Origin of the sequence: Pseudomonas sp. MM211, assembly GCF_020386635.1 — a bacterium.
In the GTDB taxonomy this organism is placed as follows: Bacteria; Pseudomonadota; Gammaproteobacteria; order Pseudomonadales; family Pseudomonadaceae; genus Aquipseudomonas.
In genome coordinates this window covers 5,128,256-5,148,539 of sequence record NZ_CP081942.1, presented here as the reverse complement: position 1 = coordinate 5,148,539, position 20,284 = coordinate 5,128,256, and the positions used below count along the sequence as shown (strand labels likewise).

The following is a 20,284-nucleotide window of genomic DNA, read 5'->3' as shown; positions in this document are numbered from 1 at the left end:
CGTCGATGTCCTTCAACCTTTCCGCCTGGGCGCTGCATCATCGTCAGATCGTCCTGTACCTCATGTTGTTGCTGGGCATCGTCGGCGCCCTGTCGTACTCCAAGCTCGGGCAGAGCGAGGATCCGCCGTTCACCTTCAAAGCCATGGTGGTGAAAACCAACTGGCCCGGTGCCACGGCCGAGCAGGTGGCCCGGCAGATCACCGAGCGCATCGAGAAGAAGCTGATGGAGACCGGCGAGTACGAGCGCATCGTGTCCTTCTCGCGGCCCGGTGAATCCCAGGTCACCTTCCTGGCCCGCGACTCCATGCACTCCAACGAGATTCCCGAACTCTGGTACCAGCTGCGCAAGAAGATCGGTGACATTCGCCATACCCTGCCAGGCGGCATTCAGGGGCCGTTTTTCAACGATGAGTTCGGCACCACCTTCGGCAATATCTACGCTCTGACCGGCAGCGGCTTCGATTACGCGGTGCTCAAGGATTATGCAGATCGCGTGCAGCTGCAGCTGCAGCGGGTCAAGGACGTCGGCAAGGTCGAGCTGGTCGGCCTGCAGGACGAAAAGATCTGGATCGAGCTGTCCAACACCAAGCTGGCCACCCTCGGCCTGCCGCTCGCTGCCGTGCAACAGGCCCTCGAGCAGCAGAACGCGATGGCCGTGGCGGGCTTCTTCGAGACCGGCTCCGACCGCGTGCAGTTGCGGGTCAGCGGCAGTTTCGAGACAGTCGAGCAGATCCGCGATTTCCCCATCCGCGTAGCCGATCGTACCTTCCGTATTGGTGACGTGGCCGAGATCAGCCGTGGCTTCAACGATCCCCCCGCGCCGCGCATGCGTTTCATGGGTGAGGATGCCATCGGCCTGGCCGTGTCGATGAAGCCCGGCGGCGACATTCTGGTGCTCGGCAAGGCGCTGGAGGGTGAGTTCACACGTTTGCAGAACAACCTGCCGGCAGGCATGCAGCTGCGCAAGGTGTCGGATCAACCGGCAGCGGTGAAAACCAGCGTCGGCGAGTTCGTCAAGGTGCTCACCGAAGCGCTGATCATCGTGTTGCTGGTGAGCTTCTTCTCCCTGGGCCTGCGCACCGGGTTGGTGGTGGCACTGTCGATTCCCCTGGTGCTGGCGATGACCTTCGCCGCCATGTACTACCTGAACATCGGCCTGCACAAGATTTCCCTGGGCGCCCTGGTGCTGGCTCTGGGCCTGCTGGTGGATGATGCGATCATTGCCGTGGAGATCATGGCGATAAAGATGGAGCAGGGCTACGACCGTCTCAAGGCGGCGAGCTTCGCCTGGACGAGTACGGCGTTTCCGATGCTCACCGGTACCCTGATCACCGCCGCAGGCTTTCTGCCGATCGCCACGGCGCAATCGGGTACCGGCGAGTACACCCGGTCGATCTTCCAGGTGGTGACCATCGCGCTGCTGATGTCCTGGGTCGCTGCAGTGATGTTCGTCCCTTACCTGGGCGCACGTTTGCTGCCGGATCTGGCCAAGCAGGCTGCCCAGAAACACGGTGGCGGCGCTGCCGGGCACGACCCCTATGACACGGCGTTCTACAAACGTGTGCGGCGGGTGATCAACTGGTGCGTGCGACGCCGCAAGACGGTCATCGTGTTGACCCTGGCCCTGTTCGTCGGCTCGATCCTGCTGTTCCGCTTCGTGCCGCAGCAGTTCTTTCCGGCATCGGGGCGGCTGGAGCTGATGGTCGATTTCAAGCTGGCCGAAGGCGCTTCGCTGATCGCCACCGAGGCCGAGGTACGACGCTTCGAAGAGCGCCTGGCCGGGCATCCCGGTGTGAATAATTACGTGGCTTACGTCGGAACCGGCTCGCCGCGTTTCTACCTGCCGCTGGATCAGCAACTGCCGGCGACCAGCTTCGCGCAGATCGTGGTACTGGCGAAAACCATCGAGGATCGTGAGCTGGTGCGCAGCTGGCTGATCGGCGTGTTGAATGATGAGTTCCCAAGCTTGCGTACGCGCATCTCGCGTCTGGAGAACGGTCCGCCGGTGGGCTACCCGGTGCAGTTCCGCGTTTCCGGCGAGCATATCGATGAGGTTCGCGGGCTGGCCCGGCAGGTCGCCGACAAGGTGCGTGACAACCCCTACGTGGTCAACGTGCACCTGGACTGGGAAGAGCCGAGCAAGGTGGTGTACCTGAACATCGATCAGGATCGCGCCCGGGCGCTGGGCGTCAGTACCTCTGACGTGTCGAAGTTCCTGCGCAGCTCTTTGAATGGCTCGTCGGTCAGCGATTATCGTGAGGACAACGAACTGATCGAAATCCTCCTGCGCGGTACGCCAGTGGAGCGTCAGGCCCTGCAGTTGTTGCCGAGCCTGGCGGTGCCGACCGAGAGCGGCAAGAGTGTGGCGCTGTCACAGATCGCCACCCTCGAGTACGGCTTCGAGGAAGGGGTAATCTGGCACCGCAACCGCTTGCCGACGGTGACCGTGCGTGCCGACATCTATGGCCCGCAGCAGCCGGCGACGCTGACCCAGCAGATTCTGCCGACGCTGGCCGAAGTGCGCGCGAGCCTGCCGGATGGCTACTTGCTGGAAGTGGGCGGTGCGGTGGAGGATTCCTCCAAGGGCCAGGCCTCGGTGAATGCCGGTGTGCCGCTGTTCATCGTGGTGGTGCTGACGTTGCTGATGCTGCAGCTGAAGAGCTTCTCGCGTTCGGCGATGGTGTTTCTCACCGCACCGCTGGGGTTGATCGGTGTGACCCTGTTCCTGCTGCTGTTCGGTCAGCCGTTCGGTTTCGTGGCCATGCTGGGCACCATCGCGCTGTCAGGCATGATCATGCGCAACTCAGTGATTCTGGTCGACCAGATCGAGCAGGACAGAGCCGCGGGGCTGGACACCTGGGATGCCATCGTCGAAGCCACGGTACGGCGCTTCCGGCCCATTGTGCTGACCTCCCTGGCCGCGGTGCTGGCAATGATTCCCTTGTCGCGCAGCGTCTTCTTCGGGCCGATGGCGGTGGCGATCATGGGCGGGTTGATAGTGGCCACGGCGCTGACCCTATTGTTCCTGCCCGCGCTGTACGCGGGATGGTTCAGGGTCAAACCCGGCGACAAGCTGCAAGCCGTAAGCGACACCTGACGGCAAGTGCCTGACTGCGCCGTGTGCGCGGTCAGGCGTATTGCCGCTGCTTCAGAGCGCGCCGAAGACCTTCTTCGCCAGGCTGGTGGCGGCGGCCGCAGGGTTCTCGCGGATGCCGGCTTCCTGCTTGGCGATCATGTCGAACAGGCCATCGAGTGCCTGTTCGGTCACGTAGCTTTCGATATTCGCGCTCTTGGCGTCGAGCACGCCGAAGGTGGCTGCCTGGCCGGCGAAGCTGTTGTACTGCTTCGCCAGGCCGACCTGATCGGTGGCCTGCTTGACGATGGGCAGGAACTTGGCGCGGATCTGCTCGCGGCTGCTCTTGTTCAGGTATTGAGTTGCCGAGTCCTGCGGGCCGGAGAGAATGCTCTTGGCGTCCTGCACGGTCATCTTCTTAACGGCGTCGACCAGCAGGGCCTGGGCTTGCGGCACGGCGGCTTCGGCGGCCTTGTTCATGCTGGTTTCCAGCTGCTCGACCTGAGCGCCCATGCCCATCATCTTCATGGTCTTGGCCGCTTTGCCGAGGTTGCCCGGCAGCTCGATGCGCACCTCGGGGTTGCCGCTGAAACCACCCGGCTTGCCGAGCTGCTGCACGGCCACCTTGGCGCCCTGGGTGAGGGCATCTTTCAGGCCGCCGCTGGCGTCCTGCTGGCTGAGATCGGAAAGCGACAGGGCGAACACGTTGGCGGACAGCAGCAGACCGGCGACGAGAACAGGGATGCGGAGCATGGCAGTAACCTTCGAGCGGTGAGATATGCAGCGAGCTTAGCAGGCTGTCGATGTTCTCGGCGAAGGTTGAGCAGGGAAGGGGCGAAGCGCTAGAGGGGAAACGGCACGCCCTGAGGGCGTGCCGGGTACATCGTTACTGGACTTCGAGAGCGGTCAGGCTTTCCAGGGTCAGCGCGCCGACGGCCTGGCCATTGGCGGTCTGGTATTCGGTCAGCGCGTCGAGGGTGCGCTTGCCGAGCTTGCCATCCACTGTGCCCGGGTTGAAGCCGCGCTTGACCAGGCTCTGCTGCAGGCGGGTCACCAGATTGTCATTGATATCGCCATCGCAGACGGTCTGGCGCGACACGATGCGGGCGTTGCCTTCGAAGCGGGTGACCTGCAGCTGGCGCTTCTCTTCCGGCACGATGATCTGGTTGGCTTCGACCGGGCGAACCACTTCGGTGGAGGCGACCTTGGTGTATTCCGGATCCAGCGTCACTTCGATGGCCTGGGCAGGCTTGTCGACGATCCAGCGCGTCACGCTCTTGTACTGGGCCGGGTCGGTTTCGATCCGCACGGTTTCCGGAGAGACCAGCTTCTTGACCTTGACCACTTCCTGCTTGGCCGGTACCTGGCGTGCACAGAACGACATCGCGCCGGTGCCGCTCGAGTAGCGGGTGCCAGCTGCGCGACACTGGTCGAGCACGGTCTTGGCTTCTTCGAGGGTGACGGTTTCCTGGGTGTTTTCGTAAACCGCCGGTACGACGATGTAGCGCTTGACCTCAGGACGGATCTTCACCTGCTCGGACACCACGCGGTAGGTCGGCGGCTCGATGCGGTAGGTCTTGGTGCCTTCACGGGTGACCACTTGCTTGAAGCCCTTGTCGAGCTCGGCAGGGGTGACGGTGATTTTGTTGACCGAGTCCTTGACCACGACTTCCTGGGTGCTCTGCACCGGACGTGGTCTGACCTGGGCATGAACCCAGCACTGACCCGGCTGGATTTCGTATTCCTGAGGTTCCTGGGAACTCGCTGCAGGCACCGACGGGCTGGCCACTGCGGGCTGAGGGCTTGGCGCTACTGCCGGTTGCGCTGTGGCGGGCGCGGCAGCGGCTTGCTGAGCGACTGGTACCGGTTGTGCCGGCTTTTCTTCGTTATTGGTCGATGTGGCCGAAGGCTGCATGGCGCAACCCGAAACCATGATCGCCAGTGATCCCAGAATTGTGTAATAACGCACGAAAATCCCTGCCCTAAATGGCCCCAACGACGCATCTTAGGGACTGTTGTCGTAAAGCTCAATAACGGACGAAGCCTATCGTCGTGTCAGATCGACATGACGGCCCAGCCGAGTCGCTGGGCCTAGAGTCCATCGAGCAACTCCTCGCTACGATCCATAGTCACCTGACGGATCGACAGACGAATCTCCGCTGGCAGTACACGCTTGGCGGCGCCTTCGGCCAGCTCGGCGAACTCCGGGTGGTGGCTGAGTTTGCCGGCTTCGTCCTTGCGCAGCACGCCCTGGTCGAGCAGCGTCTGGATGAAGTGGCGGAACAGGCTTTTGTCGAAGAATTCCGGGGCGTTCAGGCCATGCAGGATCGACAGGCGCTGGGCCATGACCGTACACAAGTCTTCCAGCTCCTCGGCGCTGATGCTGTTCTGCCCGGCATTGAGCAGTAGCGCGCTGGCCATATAGAAGCGCTGCAGGGTCTGAGCGATGGCGCGTGACAGCAGGGTCAGCAGCACAAAGTGCCGCGAGCTCGGCGCCGGGCGCACGTACAGGTCGTTCTCGACCTTGAGCAGGCCCTGTTCGACGAAGGCCTCCAGCCACTGATCGACCACACCTTCGAGCTCGTCCGCAGACCAGCGGATGTACAGCTCGGCCTGCAGGTACGGATACAGCGCGTGAACGAAGCGCAGAATCTGCTCGCGGCTCATCCGCCCGCTGCTCTGGAAGAAGCTCGCCAGCAGGCCGGGTAGGGCGAAGATGTGCAACACGTTGTTACGGTAATAGGTCATCAGGATGGCGTTCTGCTCATCCAGATAGAGGATGCGCCCCAAGGCATCCTTCTGCTCGGACAGCAGTTCCATGCCGCGCACGTATTCGATCAGTGCCAGGCCATCGCCTTCCGGCAGGGTGGTATGCGGCGAGTAGGGCACGCGCCGCAGCAGGCTTTGATACAGGTCGAGGATGCGCGTCAGTGCGCGCTCATCCAGGGCCAGCTTGCTGGTGGAGAGCAGTGCCAGAGCCACCAGGTTGACGGGGTTGATCGCCGCCGCCTCGTTGAGGCGCTGAACCACGCGTTCGGCAAGGCGATTGGTGGTCTCGTTGAGCCAGGCCGGGCGATAGTCCGGCCCCAGGTTCTGGTCGCGCCAGTCCGGCTGCTGCCCATCGAGAAAGCTGTCGAGCTTGATTGGTTCGCCGAAGTTGACCCAGACATGGCCGAAGCGCTGCTTGAGTGCACCGATGACTTTGAAGATATCGAAGATCGATTCCTTCTTCTTGCTCGCACCGCGCAGTTCGCCTAGGTAGGTGCGACCCTCCAGCACGCGCTCGTAGCCGATGTACACCGGCACGAACACCACTGGCAGGCGATGGCTCTGCAGGTAACTGCGCAGAGTGATGGCGAGCATGCCGGTCTTCGGCCGCAGCATGCGACCGGTACGCGAGCGGCCCCCTTCGACGAAGTATTCCACCGGATAACCCTTGCTGATCAGGGTGTGCAGGTACTCGTTGAACACCGCGGTGTAGAGCGGGTTGCCCTTGAAGGTGCGGCGCATGAAGAAGGCGCCGCCGCGGCGCAGCAGACCACCGATGATCGGCATGTTGAGGTTGATACCGGCGGCAATGTGCGGCGGTGTCAGGCCGTTGCGGAACAGCAGGTAGGACAGCAGCAGGTAATCGATATGGCTGCGGTGGCAGGGCACGTAGATCACCTCGTGCCCCTGGGCGATGTCCTGCACGCCTTCGATGTGATTGACCTTGATGCCGTCGTAGATCTTGTTCCAGAACCAGGACAGGATCAGCTCGATAAAGCGGATCGCCGTGTAGGTGTAATCCGAGGCGATTTCGTTGCCGTAACGCAAGGCTAGGGCCTCGGCTTTCTGCACCGAGATGTTCTCGCGTTCGGCCTCTTCGGCGATGGCCTGGCGAACTTGCGGGCCATGTACTAGGCCCTTGACCAGGTTGCGCCGGTGCGACACGTCCGGGCCGATGACCGCGGCCTTCTGGTTGCGAAAGTGCACCCGCAGGATGCGGTGCACCATGCGCAGGGTGCGTTCCTCGCCCTTGTTCTGCGCGATCAGCTCACGTAGCTGGATGGGCGTGGAAAATTGCACGCGGGTAGTGCGGCCCAGAATCAGAATGCTGATCAGGCGGCGCAAGCGCCCGGTGACGGCCCAGCTGTCGGCGAACAGCAGCTTCCAGGCGCTGGTTTCATGATCCGGCGACTGGCCCCAGAACACGCTGACCGGAATGATCTGTGCCTCCTCGGCGCGGTTCTCGCCGAGGGCGCTGACCATCCGTTGCAAGGTTGGCGAAATACCACGCTTGTCCTGGCGGCCGAGCCAGTCGGGCTCCGGGGTCAGGTAGAAGAACGCCGCCGGCTCCATCAGATCACCCACGGCCACTGGCAGCACCGGCCGTGGCAAACCGGCCTTGGTGCATTCGCGGTCGAGTACCGCCAGATCGCTCACCGAAGGCTGCTGCAGCACGTAGAACACCGGCTTGCTGCGGTCGAGCTTGAGGGTGAACGCCGACTGGTTGATGGTTTCCGAGCGCACCCACAGGTACAACAGGCGGCGCAGGGTACCGAATGCGAGACGGCGAAGCGGGGAGCGGGTCATACGAGATCTGGCTGTGGCGACGAGCCTAGGCTCGGGGGCGTTAGTGTGCCGGAACGCCGCTCTGTCGGCAAAATCTTGTAAAAGTTGGCGTTTCGTCGCGAAAAGTTCATTTGACAGCTATCTGCTCAGGCCGCAATTCGGCCGAGCGATAGCACGCAGCAGGTGGCGAGATCCACTGCCAGCGAACCCGGACTCCCTGGGCAGAGGAGGGCGGCGAGTAGGACGTGTCCGCCTAAGCTTATTCGAATAAGCTATTTAATTATTTAGTATCCGTTCAATTAGGGTATATCGACTCCGCGTCGTGACCCTCGTTTGTCAGGCGCGACGTCTTGCAAATCGAGGTGTGTATGGTTCATCCGACGGCAGCCGAGAGCGGCTCGCCCGCGCAGCAGAACTCCCCAGATAGCGAACTGGACGTGGCGCCCCGGCTTGCCGCTGCGCGCATTCTGCGCAGCGATGAAGAGGCGTTGCAGGCGGCTCGTGAGCTCGCCGAGGCGGCCCGTGCTCAGGCCATCGAGCGTGACCGCGAACGCCAGTTGCCCTGGGCACTGGTCGAGCAATTCACCGCCAGTGGCCTGGGCAGCATCGCCGTACCCCGCGAGTTCGGCGGCCCGCAGCTGTCCTATCGCACCATCGCCGAGGTCTTTCGGATTATCTCCGCAGTGGACCCGGCGCTCGGGCAGATCCCTCAGAACCAGTTCGGCATCATCGCGCTGTTGCAATTGCTGGCCACCCCGGAGCAGCGCCAGCGGGTGTTCGGCAGCGTGTTGCAGGGCTGGCGCATCGGTAATGCCGGGCCCGAGCGCAATAGCAAAAACACCCTGGCACTGAGCGCTCGCGTCGAACGCGACGGTGAGCACTATTTCATCAGTGGCGAGAAGTTCTACTCCACCGGCTCCATCTTCGCCCACTGGATCGTGGCCAAGGCGCTGGATGAGCAGCAGCGCCCGGTGCTGGCGCTGATCCAGCGTGGTCGTCAGGGCTTGCGGATCGTCGACGACTGGTCCGGCTTTGGCCAGCGCACCACGGCCAGTGGCACGGTGCTGCTGAACCGGGTCGAGGTAGATGCCGACAACCTGATTCCGCTCTGGCAGTTCGGTGAACGCCCCAGCATCCAGGGCGCCGCCTCGCAGTTGATCCAGGCCGCCATCGATGCCGGTATCGCTGCCGGTGCACTGGGCGATGCGATTACCTTCATCCGTGAGAAATCCCGGCCCTGGGTCGATGCCAATGTCGAGCGGGCCAGCGATGACCCCTACGTAATCGCCGATATCGGCCGCTTGCATGTCGACCTGCATGCCGCCGAAGCGCTGCTGCGCAAGGCGGCCGGGGTGCTCGACGAAGTCAGTGCCGGCGAAATCGATGCCGATGCGGCCGCGCGCGCTTCGATCGCCGTCGCCGAAGCCAAGGTGCTGACCACCGAGATCAGTCTGCTGGCCAGCGAAAAATTGCTGGAGCTGGCCGGCAGCCGCGCCACCTTGGCCGAGTTTGGCCTCGACCGGCACTGGCGCAACGCCCGTACCCACACGCTGCACGATCCGGTGCGCTGGAAGTACCACGCCGTTGGCGCCTACCACCTCAACGGGCGTCATCCCGCCCGTCACTCCTGGATCTGAGCCATGAACGCACCTTTGAATCCCGCGCCGGCACTGATCGGCAGTGACGCCGAAGCGCTGGAGATCGCCAATGCCCTGGCCGAGGTCTTTCGCGCCGGCGCTGCCCAGCGAGACCGTGAACGCCTGCTGCCGCACGCCGAGCTTGAGCTGTTCAGCCGCTCCGGGCTGTGGGCGATCAGCGTGCCGAAGGCATTTGGTGGGGCTGGCGTTTCCAGTGTCACCCTGGCCAAGGTGATCGCGCGAATAGCCCAGGCCGATGGCTCGCTCGGGCAGATTCCCCAGAACCATTTCTATGCCCTGGAAGTGCTGCGCATCAACGGCACCCTCGAGCAGCAGCGCCGCCTGTATGGCGAAGTGCTGCAGGGCGTGCGCTTTGGCAACGCGCTGGCGGAGCTGGGCACCAAAACCTCGCAGGATCGCACCACGCGGTTGATCGCCGATGGTGAAAACTTCCACATCGACGGGCGTAAGTTCTACGCCACCGGTGCCTTGTACGCCCAGCGTATTCCTACTCTGGCGGTGGATGAGCAGGGCATCGGCCATCTGGCGTTCGTGCCTCGCCATGCGCCGGGGCTGGACATCATCGACGATTGGAGCGGCTTCGGTCAGCGCACCACGGGCAGTGGCTCGGTGCTGTTGCAGCAGGTGCCGGTGGCCGCGGCGGATGTGGTGCCGTTCCAGGCTTCGTTCGAACGCCCGACCACGGTCGGACCGTTCGCCCAGTTGCTGCATGCCGCCATCGATATCGGCATCGCCCGCGGCGCCTACGCAGACACCCTGAGCTTTGTGCGCAACAGCTCGCGGCCGTGGATCGACGCGGGCGTGGACAAGGCCAGCGATGATCCGCTGACCCTCAAGGCGATAGGCCGGCTGGCCATTCACCTGCACGCCGCCGAAGCGCTGCTCGAACGCGCCGGTGAGCTCCTCGACCTCGCCCAGGCTGCACCCGATGCGGCCAGCGTGGCGGCGGCCTCCATCGCCGTGGCCGAGGCACGGGCCATCGGCACTGAAGCCTCGCTGGCGCTGTCCAACAAGCTGCTCGAACTGGCCGGCAGCCGCGGCACCCTGGCCGAACACAATCTGGATCGTCACTGGCGCAACGCGCGAACCCACACCCTGCACGATCCGGTGCGCTGGAAGTACCACGCGGTGGGCAACTACTACCTCAATGACGTGCTGCCGCCGCGTAGGGGAACCATCTGATGGCCCGGCAGATTCTCCTTAACGCCTTCAACATGAACAGCGTAGGGCATATCCATCACGGCTTGTGGACGCACCCGCGGGACAATTCCACGGCCTTCAATACGCTGGCGTACTGGACGGATCTGGCCAAGCTGCTCGAACGCGGGCTGTTCGATGGTCTGTTTATCGCCGACATTCTCGGCGTCTACGACGTTTACGGGCAGGGCGTCGATCTGACCTTGCAAGAGGCCATCCAGCTGCCGGTCAACGATCCGCTGCTGCTGGTCTCGGCCATGGCCGGGGTAACCCGGCACCTGGGCTTCGGCGTGACCGCCAACCTGACCTACGAAGCGCCGTACCTGTTCGCCCGGCGCCTCTCTACCCTCGATCACCTGAGCGGCGGCAGGGTGGGCTGGAACATCGTTACCGGCTACCTGGAAAGTGCTGCCAAGGCCATGGGCCTGGGCCAGCAGGTCGAGCATGACCGCCGCTATGACCAGGCCGACGAGTACCTCGAGGTGCTCTACAAACTGCTCGAGGGCAGTTGGCAGGACGATGCGCTGGTCGCCAACCGCGCCCGGCGTGTCTATGCCCAGCCCGGCAAGGTGCACAAGGTGGTGCACCAGGGCGAGTTCTATCAGGTCGAGGGTTACCACCTCAGCCAGCCGTCGCCCCAACGCACTCCGGTGCTGTTCCAGGCCGGTTCATCGGCGCGTGGGCTGCGCTTCGCCGGCCAGCACGCCGAGTGCGTGTTCATCGGTGGGCACAACAAGACCGCGGTGCGTGAGCAGGTCGACAAGGTGCGCGCCAGTGCGTTGAGCGCCGGGCGCCCGGCCGAGGCGATCAAGGTGTTCATGGGCATCAGCGTGATCGTCGCCGCCACCGAGGCCGAAGCCCGTGACAAGCACGCCGAGTACCTGCGCTACGCCAGCCCGGAAGCAGGGCTGGCGCATTTCTCCAGCTCCACCGGGATCGACTTCGCCGAGTACGGCCTGGACGAACCGATTCGCTACCAGAAGACCAACGCCATCGAATCGGTGGTCAAGGCCTTCACCGCACCGGACAGCGGCTGGACCAAACGCCGACTGCTGGAACAGCACGCCCTCGGCGGCCGCTACCCGGTAGTGATCGGCTCGCCTTCTCAGGTAGCCGATCAACTGCAGGCCTGGTTCGAGGAAACCGGCCTGGACGGCTTCAACCTGACCCGCATCGTTTCACCGGAAAGCTACGCCGACTTCATCGAACTGGTGGTCCCCGAGCTGCAGAACCGCGGCCTGTACAAGACCGCCTACGCCGCCGGCAGCCTGCGCCACAAACTGTTCGGCCAGGGCCCACGCCTGCCGGACAACCACAGCGGCGCTGCCTGGCGCCGGGCTGACGCTACATCGCCGATTGCCAACCACTCCCACTGATCGACCAAGGATGAAAGCCATGTCTACCTTATTGAAAACCCTCGCGCTGGGTACCCTGTTGGGCGTTTCCGGCCTGGCCGCCGCGGCGCAACCGCTCAAGCTGGGCACCACCGCGGCTTTCGCCCCACCACTGGAAGTGGCGGTTGCCGAAGCCAAGAAGCAGGGCCTGGAGGTGGAGCTGATCGAGTTCAGCGACTGGATCGCGCCCAACGTCAGCCTGGCCGCAGGCGACATCGACGTGAACTACTTCCAGCACGTGCCGTTCCTCGAGAACGCCAACAAGGATGGCGGGTACGACCTGGTGCCTTACGCGCCGGGGGTGATCAACAACGTGGGTCTGTACTCGAAGAAATACACCGACATCGCCAGCTTGCCCGAAGGCGCCAGGGTGGCCATCGCCAATGACCCGATCAATGGCGGGCGCGGCCTGCAACTGCTGCAGAAGGCCGGTCTGATCACCCTCAAGCCGGGCGTCGGTTACCGTGCCACCCTCGACGACGTGACCAGCAACCCGAAGGACATTCGCATCATCGAGCTGGAAGCCGTGCAACTCGTTCGTGCGCTCGATGAGGTCGATCTGGCCCAGGGCTACCCGCACTACATCCGCCTGGCCGGCACTCACGATCCCGAGTCGGCGCTGCTGTTCGATGGTGTCGATAACCCCGAGTACATCATCCAGTTCGTGATCCAGCCAGCCAGCAAGGACGATGAGCGTCTGCGCAAATTCGTCGATATCTACCAGCACTCGCCAGCGGTGCGTGCTGCTCTCGACAAGGCCCACGGCAAGCTCTATCAGCCAGGCTGGAAAAGCTGAGCATGAGTGGTTTCGATCCCCACCTGCAGCAGGTCGCCCAGGCCCGCCAGGATAACGAAGCGCAGCTGCGCTTCGTCGGCCTCAACAAGGTTTACGAGAGCGCCGAGGGCTCGGTGCAGGCGCTGCGCGATATCGACCTGGCCATCACCCGCGCCGAGGTGTTCGGCATCATCGGCCGCAGCGGTGCGGGCAAGTCTTCGCTGATCCGCACCATCAACCGCCTGGAAACACCGAGCAGCGGTCAGGTGCTGATCGATGGCGAAGACATCGGCCTACTCGATGAAGATCACCTTGTGCAGCTGCGCCGACGCATCGGCATGATCTTCCAGCATTTCAACCTGATGTCGGCCAAGACCGTGTGGCAGAACGTCGAGTTGCCGCTGCGCGTTGCCGGCGTGCCGCGCGAACAGCGTCAGCGCAAGGTGCGCGAGTTGCTGGAGCTGGTCGGTTTGCAGGACAAACATGGCGTCTATCCGGCGCAGTTGTCCGGCGGCCAGAAACAGCGTGTGGGGATCGCGCGCGCGCTGGTGCACGACCCGCAGATCCTGCTCTGTGACGAGGCGACGTCGGCCCTCGATCCGGAAACCACCCAGGCGATCCTCGGCCTGCTGCGCGAGATCAACAAGCGCCTGGGGCTGACCATCGTGCTGATCACCCACGAGATGGCGGTGATCCGCGATATCTGCGACCGCGTTGTGGTGCTCGAACAGGGCGAAGTGGTCGAGCAGGGCGAGGTCTGGCGGGTGTTTGGCTCGCCACGCCATGCGGTCACCCGCACCTTGCTGGCGCCGTTGCGCCACGGCCTGCCGGCGGATGTGCAGGCACGCCTCAGCGAGCACCGGCAAACCCCAGAGGATGCCCTGGTGCTACGCCTGCAGTTTTCCGGCAGCAACCCCGAGCCGGATCTGGGCGCAGTGGCCGCTGCACTCGGTGGCCGCCTGGCCTTGCTCGATGGCGGGATCGAACGCATCCAGGGCCACGCCCTGGGCTACCTGCTGCTGGCGGTGAGTGCCTCGCCGCACAGCCATGAAGCGCTCTTGAACAACGCCCGTCAGTTGGCGGATCACGTGGAGGTACTGGGTTATGTCGCTGCTGCTTGATCGGCTCTGGCAGGCGTTTCTCGACACCCTGCTGATGGTCGGCGTGTCGTCACTGCTGGCTTTGCTCGCAGGCATTCCGCTGGCGGTAGTTCTGGTCACCAGCAGCAAGGGCGGAATCTACGAGGCGCCACGGCTGAATCAACTGCTGGGCAGCTTCGTCAATGTGTTCCGCTCGATTCCCTTCCTGATCCTGATGGTCGCGCTGATCCCGTTCACCCGCTGGGTGGTCGGCACCAGTTACGGTGTGTGGGCCGCCGTGGTGCCGCTGACCATCGCGGCCACGCCGTTCTTCGCGCGCATCGCCGAAGTCAGCCTGCGTGAGGTCGACCATGGCCTGATCGAAGCGGCCCAGGCCATGGGCTGTCGCCGTTGGCATATCGTCTGGCATGTACTGTTGCCCGAGGCGCTGCCGGGCATTGTCGGCGGCTTCACCATCACCCTGGTGACCATGATCAACTCCTCGGCCATGGCGGGCGCCATCGGTGCCGGTGGCCTCGGCGACCTGGCTTACCGCTACGGTTATCAGCGCTTCGACAGCCAGGTGATGCTGACCGTGATCGTTGCCCTGGTGGTGTTGGTCAGCTTGATCCAGTTGGCGGGTGACCGGCTGGCGCGGGGGCTGAACAAGCGGGCGTAACCCAGCCTACGATCGTATTTTCTCGAACTGACTTTGCGTTCTAGTCCGCGGCGTGCTCTTGCTTTACCGCATCGATGAACGCCTGCATGGCGGACGACTGGATGCGGTGGCGGCGGGTGATCAGGCCGTAAGGCGGCAGCCGTGGTTCGAAGGTGATGGGTAGCACTGCGAGCAGGTGTTTGCCGGGGTAATCGTTGACCACCGATACCGGGGTTACACCGATCATGTCGGTCTGCTGCAGTAGCGACAGCAGGGTCATGATCGAGGTGGTTTCGACGATGCTGCTGGGAATGTCGACCCGTGCATTGTGGAACGCCTGGTTGATGATGGTGCGCATCGGGCTCGGGTGCTGTTGCAGCACCCAGGTCAGATCCTGCAGTTCCTCCCAGGTCAGTTGTGTGGCGCTTGCCATCGGGTGTTGGGCGCCGGCAATCACGCACAGGGTTTCCTCGCCGAGGCTGTCGAACAACAAATCATCGGTGCGTGCGCCATCGGGAATGCGGCCGAGCACCACGTCCAGTTGATCCTGTTGCAGGGCCTGCACCAATACGTCGCTGGTGTCGACCTGAATGCTCATGGATAGCCGAGGGTGGCTCTGCTTCAGGGTGGCGATGGTGCGTGTCAGCAGCCCCGATGCCAGCGCCGGAATCGCCCCGATGGTGACCCGCCCGAGGTTGCCGGACTCGAGTGCGGCGAACTCCTCGCGCATGCCTGACAGTTCAGCGAAAATCATTTTCGCGTAATAGATCGCCGTTTCGCCAAAAGCCGTGGCGCGCATGCCGCGGGGCAGGCGTTCGAACAGCTCGACGCCCAGCAGGCTTTCCGCTTCGTGGAGCATTTTGGTTGCCGCTGGCTGGGTCATGCCGATTTCTTCGGCGGCCCGGCGCAACGAACCGAACTCCTTCAGGGCCAGCATCAGGCGCAACTGCCGCAGGCGCAGGCGGCTATGGATGATGCTGGCGTCTGGAATGCGGGACATGGCTCGGCTCGTGGCAGGAGAGTCGGCCAAGGGTGACAAGAAATCACGGCGCTCGCCAGTCATCAGCGAGCGGCCTGTTGCGGTGGCTAGAAATAGCCCGGCTTGCTGGCGATCACGAGGCATTGTTTGTCTGCCTGGGTTGCTGCAGAACTGCCACGGTTTTGTCACCGGGCACGGCAGTGCAGTGGGTTGGGGGTATGGAATGACCGAGTGTCGTGAGCGTATAAACCTCGGTACCGCAGATGGGCATCAGCTCGTCGAGCTTGATCACTACGGTCGCCGCGAGAACCTGCATGGGCAGCAGGCTGGGCTCGGAAGGCATACGGCCAATGTGCATGGCTTATCTCGTTATCGTTGTTATGGGTCGTCCGGAGTGTGCGAAGCGACGCGATAAGCGTCTACTCAAAATAACTGATAGTCCGATAGCCTGAGGTTATCTCGTGGGTTTTGCCGAGCGATAACCTCAGGCTATGTCCGTATGAGCAGCTTTGATTAGACGGTTATCGTTGGGCGGGCCGATAGTTTGCTCAGCCCAGCGGCCATCTGCCGCCTGGCACTACAAAAACAACAACGTAGAGGTACTTCACATGGCCCAGGCTCAACCTGTCGCCCTGCAGGTGCGCGTACCCTTGGATCAGCCGCTGACAGGCAGGCTGTCCCGCGCATACTGGCGTCTCTTCGTCATCCTTTTCGCACTCCCCGTTATCGCTCTGATCGACAGGACTCTTCTGTCTATCGGCAAGCCAGCCAGCATTGGCGAGTTCAGCCTGAGCCTGGCCGCCGCGCTGCCTTATGCGCAGCAGGAATCGCTTTTTTACCGTAACGCACGGCGCCTCAACCGCACCGTGCCCGATGTCATCCGCCCGTTGGGGATGTCGGTCGACCTGAGGACTTCTGTATGAGCAAGCCAACCCTTCCACGACTGGCCATGGTATTGGGCGATCCGGCCGGTATCGGCCCTGAGCTGATCGCCCGGTTGCTCGCCGAGCCGGAAGTTCGCAGCAAGGCCCAGGTGCTGCTGATCGCCGACGAGGCCGAGGTGCGTCGCGGCATGGATATCGCCGGCGTGTCGTTCCCTTATCGCCTCATCGAATCGACCGAAGCACTGCAGTTCACTGACGACACGCCGCTGTTGCTGCCGTTTCGTGGCGCTGCTGAAGGTGAGTTCCCGCGCAGCGAAGCCAGCGTGATCGGCGGCCGCTATAGCCTCGACACGCTGGAGCAGGCATTACGCCTGACCGCCGCGGGCGAGACCGATGCCATCCTGTTCGGCCCGCTGAACAAGACCTCGCTGCACATGGCCGGCATGGGCCACAGCGATGAACTGCACTGGTTCGCCGAGTACTTGGGCTTCGACGGCCCGTTCTGCGAGTTCAACGTGCTCGACAACCTGTGGACTTCGCGGGTCACGTCCCATGTGGCGCTCGCCGAAGTGCCTGGCATGCTCAGTCAGGATCGGGTGATCGAAGCGATCCGGCTGATTGATACCGCACTCAAGCGCAGCGGTATGGAGAAGCCACGCATCGGCGTTTGTGGGCTGAACCCGCACAACGGTGACAACGGCAGCTTCGGGCGTGAAGAGCTGGACATCATCGGCCCGGCGGTGGAGCGCGCTCGCCAGCAGGGCATCGAGGCCATCGGGCCGTACCCGGGCGACACCATCTTTCTCAAGGTGCAGGGCGACAGCCAGGCCTTCGACGCGGTGGTGACCATGTACCACGACCAAGGCCAGATCGCGATCAAATTGATGGGCTTTTCCCGTGGCGTGACGGTGCAGGGCGGCTTGCCGATTCCGATCACCACGCCGGCCCACGGTACTGCCTTCGATATCGCCGGGCAGGGCAAGGCGAATGTCGGCGCGACCCGTCAGGCCTTCGAGATCGCCTGCCGCATGGGAAGTCGCCAGCGGGGCTGATCCAACCTTTTTCCGAGAACAACAATAACAAGGAGCCATTCATGGCTAGTGCATTCCGCAATGATCGGCGGCCCCTGCGGCCGTCGGCAAGCCGCTCTGTGCGCGTTGCAAAGACTGGGATGGGGGATCTGCCATGCGCCTGCTGACGCTGCTGATGTCGCGCCTGTTCGAAAGCATCGTGGTGTTCTGCCTGGGCACCATGGTGATTCTGGTGTTCTTCAACGTGGTGCTGCGCTACGGCTTCAACTCCGGCATCGCCTTGTCGGACGAAGGCGCCCGCTATCTGTTCGTGTGGCTGACCTTCGTCGGTGCGGTGGTCGCCCTGCGCGATAACGCCCACCTGGGGGTCGACCTGCTGTATCGCCGCCTGCCCGCTTTCGGCCAGCGCATCTGTGCGGTAGTGGCCGAGTTGATGATGCTGTTCTGCGTCGGCCTGTTCCTGATCGGCAGCTACAAACAGACCGTGATCAACATGGACAACCTGTCGCCGGTTGCCAATCTGCCGCTGGGGCTGATGTACGCCGCCGGTGTGGTGTGCAGCCTGGGCATGGCGGCGATCATGATCCAGCGCCTGTACCTGTTGCTGTTCCGCCACGTCGACCCGGACAAGGTCATGCCGCTGAGCCCTGAAGATGCATTGATTTCCGAGGTGTCGAAATGACGATCATGGTATTCCTGGGCTCCCTGCTGGGTGCCATGGCCATGCGTATTCCCGTGGCCTTCGCCCTGCTGGTCGCCGGCGTTGCGTTGATGATTCAGCTGGACACCTTCGACGCGCAGATTCTCGCCCAGAACCTGATCAGCGGCGCCGACAGCTTCCCGCTGCTGGCCATCCCGTTCTTCATGCTGGCAGGCGAGCTGATGAACGCCGGCGGGTTGTCGCGGCGCATCGTTGCGCTGCCGATGGCGCTGGTCGGTCACAAACGTGGCGGCCTGGGTTTCGTGGCGATCATCGCCGCGATGGTCATGGCGTCGCTGTCCGGTTCGGCCGTGGCAGACACCGCAGCCGTGGCCGCGATGCTGATGCCGATGATGCGCAAGGCTGGTTATGACCCGAACCGTTCGGCCGGGCTGATCGCCGCAGGCGGCATCATCGCGCCGGTCATCCCGCCGTCGATTCCCCTGGTGGTATTCGGCGTCGCCGGTGGTGTGTCGATCACCAAGCTGTTCATGGCCGGCATCGTGCCGGGCCTGATGATGGGCCTTGCCCTGTGGGCGACCTGGTGGTGGCTGTCGCGTAAAAGCGATCTGCCCTGTGGTGAGAAGGCGCCGTTCAGTGAAGTCTGGAAGGCCTTCCTCGACGGCATCTGGGCGCTGATGCTGCCCGTACTGATCATCGGCGGCTTGAAGATGGGTATCTTCACGCCGACCGAGGCGGCAGCGGTGGCAGCCATATATGCCTTGTTCATTTCGCTGTTCGTCTATCGCGAGTTGAAGGTGCGCGACCTGTTCAAGGTGTTCCTCGACGCCGGGCGTACCACCGCGGTGGTCATGTTCCTGGTGGCCGCAGCGCTGGTGTCGTCCTGGCTGATGACCATCGCCGAACTACCGATGATGGTCAGTGGCCTGCTCGAGCCGCTGATCGATCGGCCGCAACTGCTGCTCGTGGTGATCATGCTGATCGTGCTGCTGGTCGGCACCACCATGGACCTGATGCCGATCGTGTTGATCCTCACGCCGGTGTTCATGCCGGTGATCAAGATGGCCGGTATCGACCCGGTGTACTTCGGCATCCTGTTCATTCTCAACACGTCCATCGGCCTGATTACCCCGCCCATTGGCAACGTGCTCAGCGTGATGAGTGGCGTCGGCAAGGTACCGCTCGATGGCGTGATGCGCGGTGTCATGCCGTTTCTGTTCGCGCACCTGGTCGTGCTCTCGTCGCTGATCATTTTCCCCGAACTGGTGATGACCCCCATGCGCTGGTTCCTCCCATAACGCTCCGTTACCTCACTGCAAGGAAGAAACGATGAAAAATAACAAGAACAAACTGCGTGTGTGTGGCTGCTTGCTGTTGCTGGCGTGTTCGGTCTGGCGGGCCGATGCGGCGACCACCCTGCGTTTCGGTTTTGCCGGCTCCGACAGTGACACCCAAAGCCTGGCGGCGAAGGAGTTCGCCCAACTGATCAAGGACGGCTCCAACGGTGAACTGCTGGTACGCCCCTACGGCAACAGCATGCTGGGCAACGATCAGGCGATGATCGCCGGTGTGCGCGGTGGCACCATCGAGCTGGAAATGTCCGGCACGCCCAACTTCAGCGGGCTGACGCCGCGCATGTCGGTGCTCGATCTGCCCTTCGTGTTCGCCGACAGCGCGCATGCCTATCGGGTGCTGGATGGCGAGATCGGCCAGAAGCTGCTCGACGAGCTGGGCGCGCACAATCTCAAGGGCCTGGCCTATTGGGAAGTAGGTTTCCGCGACATCACCAACTCGCGTAAACCGGTGCGTGTGCCGGACGACGTCAAGGGCCTGAAGATCCGTACCTCCAGCAACCCGTCGCAGATCGAGGCGTTCCGCCTGCTGGGCGCCAACCCGCAGCCGCTGCCGCTGGCCGAGCTCTATAACGCGCTGGAAATGCGTGCCGTCGATGCTCAGGAGCATCCGCTGAGCATCACCTGGTCGTCGGGCTTCTACGAAGTGCAGAAGTACCTGTCGCAAACCCATCACGCCTACACCGCACTGATCGTGGTGATGAACAAAGAGAAGTTCGATGCCATGCCGGAGGCTCAGCAGAAGCTGCTGGTCGATTCGGCCCGCGCCGCCGGCCGCTCGCAACGGCAGATGAATACCGAGAACGACAGCAAGTTTCTGGTAGAGCTTGAAGCCAAGGGCATGCAGATCGAAAAGAACGTCGATCGCGAAGCCTTCCGCAAGGCCGTTTCCGCGCCCCTGCGTGAAACCTTCATCAAGCAGTACGGCAGTGATTTGCTCGAGGCCATCGACGCTCAGCGTTAAGTGCCATTCACATTTTTTGCGGTG

At 63.1% G+C, this 20,284-nt stretch carries 16 protein-coding genes and 1 pseudogene; 12 read left to right on the top strand and 5 right to left on the bottom strand.

Going from position 1 to position 20,284, the window contains the following annotated elements; all coding sequences use genetic code 11:
- Window positions 1-5 precede the first annotated feature (5 nt).
- Window positions 6-3,098 (top strand): efflux RND transporter permease subunit, encoded by a 3,093-nt coding sequence (locus K5Q02_RS23635; RefSeq protein ID WP_225834966.1) that lies wholly within the window; start codon window positions 6-8, stop codon window positions 3,096-3,098.
- Window positions 3,099-3,149: 51 nt separating this feature from the next.
- Here K5Q02_RS23635 and K5Q02_RS23630 read toward each other — a convergent pair whose 3' ends face one another.
- The 3 genes from K5Q02_RS23630 to plsB form a co-directional block, all read right to left on the bottom strand.
- On the bottom strand, window positions 3,150-3,827 hold the full coding sequence (locus K5Q02_RS23630) for a DUF4197 domain-containing protein (protein WP_225834964.1): 678 nt from the start codon (window positions 3,825-3,827) through the stop codon (window positions 3,150-3,152).
- Between the two features lie 133 nt (window positions 3,828-3,960).
- Window positions 3,961-5,043: a peptidoglycan-binding domain-containing protein gene (locus K5Q02_RS23625; RefSeq protein ID WP_225834962.1), complete on the bottom strand. Its 1,083-nt coding sequence runs from the start codon at window positions 5,041-5,043 to the stop codon at window positions 3,961-3,963.
- A 122-nt stretch (window positions 5,044-5,165) separates the two neighbouring features.
- The gene (gene plsB, locus K5Q02_RS23620) at window positions 5,166-7,649 is read right to left on the bottom strand and encodes a glycerol-3-phosphate 1-O-acyltransferase PlsB (protein WP_225834960.1); all 2,484 of its coding nucleotides are present in this window, start codon (window positions 7,647-7,649) and stop codon (window positions 5,166-5,168) included.
- A 347-nt stretch (window positions 7,650-7,996) separates the two neighbouring features.
- Between plsB and K5Q02_RS23615 the strand changes: the two genes are divergently transcribed.
- From K5Q02_RS23615 to K5Q02_RS23590, 6 genes and pseudogenes are all read left to right on the top strand, one after another.
- Window positions 7,997-9,265, top strand: a complete 1,269-nt coding sequence (locus tag K5Q02_RS23615; protein WP_225834957.1) for an SfnB family sulfur acquisition oxidoreductase — start codon at window positions 7,997-7,999, stop codon at window positions 9,263-9,265.
- Window positions 9,266-9,268: 3 nt separating this feature from the next.
- Window positions 9,269-10,468, top strand: a complete 1,200-nt coding sequence (locus K5Q02_RS23610; protein WP_225834956.1) for an SfnB family sulfur acquisition oxidoreductase — start codon at window positions 9,269-9,271, stop codon at window positions 10,466-10,468.
- Window positions 10,468-11,859 (top strand): LLM class flavin-dependent oxidoreductase, encoded by a 1,392-nt coding sequence (locus K5Q02_RS23605; RefSeq protein ID WP_225834954.1) that lies wholly within the window; start codon window positions 10,468-10,470, stop codon window positions 11,857-11,859. The genes K5Q02_RS23610 and K5Q02_RS23605 overlap by 1 nt, the downstream gene beginning before the upstream one ends.
- Before the next feature lie 19 nt (window positions 11,860-11,878).
- On the top strand, window positions 11,879-12,673 hold the full coding sequence (locus K5Q02_RS23600) for a MetQ/NlpA family ABC transporter substrate-binding protein (protein WP_225834952.1): 795 nt from the start codon (window positions 11,879-11,881) through the stop codon (window positions 12,671-12,673).
- Window positions 12,674-12,726: 53 nt separating this feature from the next.
- A pseudogene (locus K5Q02_RS23595) lies at window positions 12,727-13,773 on the top strand (methionine ABC transporter ATP-binding protein); the annotation flags it as partial.
- Window positions 13,757-14,410, top strand: coding sequence for a methionine ABC transporter permease (locus K5Q02_RS23590; protein ID WP_225834950.1), 654 nt, complete (start codon window positions 13,757-13,759; stop codon window positions 14,408-14,410). The pseudogene K5Q02_RS23595 and the gene K5Q02_RS23590, both read left to right, overlap by 17 nt.
- A 40-nt stretch (window positions 14,411-14,450) precedes the next feature.
- Here K5Q02_RS23590 and K5Q02_RS23585 read toward each other — a convergent pair whose 3' ends face one another.
- Complete coding sequence (locus tag K5Q02_RS23585; protein WP_225834949.1) at window positions 14,451-15,389, bottom strand: LysR family transcriptional regulator; 939 nt, start codon at window positions 15,387-15,389, stop codon at window positions 14,451-14,453.
- 112 nt (window positions 15,390-15,501) lie between these two features.
- A complete protein-coding gene (locus K5Q02_RS23580; RefSeq protein ID WP_225834948.1) occupies window positions 15,502-15,726 on the bottom strand; it encodes a hypothetical protein in 225 nt (74 codons plus the stop codon).
- 250 nt (window positions 15,727-15,976) lie between these two features.
- On the opposite strand from K5Q02_RS23580, the gene K5Q02_RS23575 reads away from it, so the two are divergent.
- From K5Q02_RS23575 to K5Q02_RS23555, 5 genes are all read left to right on the top strand, one after another.
- A complete protein-coding gene (locus tag K5Q02_RS23575; protein WP_225834947.1) occupies window positions 15,977-16,291 on the top strand; it encodes a hypothetical protein in 315 nt (104 codons plus the stop codon).
- Window positions 16,288-17,304 carry a 4-hydroxythreonine-4-phosphate dehydrogenase PdxA gene (locus K5Q02_RS23570; protein ID WP_225834946.1) on the top strand — a complete coding sequence of 339 codons (1,017 nt, stop codon included), beginning with the start codon at window positions 16,288-16,290 and terminating at the stop codon, window positions 17,302-17,304. Before K5Q02_RS23575 ends, K5Q02_RS23570 begins: the two co-directional genes overlap by 4 nt.
- Before the next feature lie 133 nt (window positions 17,305-17,437).
- Window positions 17,438-17,965: a TRAP transporter small permease gene (locus K5Q02_RS23565; protein ID WP_225834945.1), complete on the top strand. Its 528-nt coding sequence runs from the start codon at window positions 17,438-17,440 to the stop codon at window positions 17,963-17,965.
- Entirely contained in the window at window positions 17,962-19,242 is a 1,281-nt protein-coding gene (locus K5Q02_RS23560) for a TRAP transporter large permease subunit (protein WP_225834944.1), read from the top strand. The genes K5Q02_RS23565 and K5Q02_RS23560 overlap by 4 nt, the downstream gene beginning before the upstream one ends.
- Before the next feature lie 31 nt (window positions 19,243-19,273).
- Window positions 19,274-20,260, top strand: a complete 987-nt coding sequence (locus K5Q02_RS23555; RefSeq protein WP_225834942.1) for a TRAP transporter substrate-binding protein — start codon at window positions 19,274-19,276, stop codon at window positions 20,258-20,260.
- Window positions 20,261-20,284 lie beyond the last annotated feature (24 nt).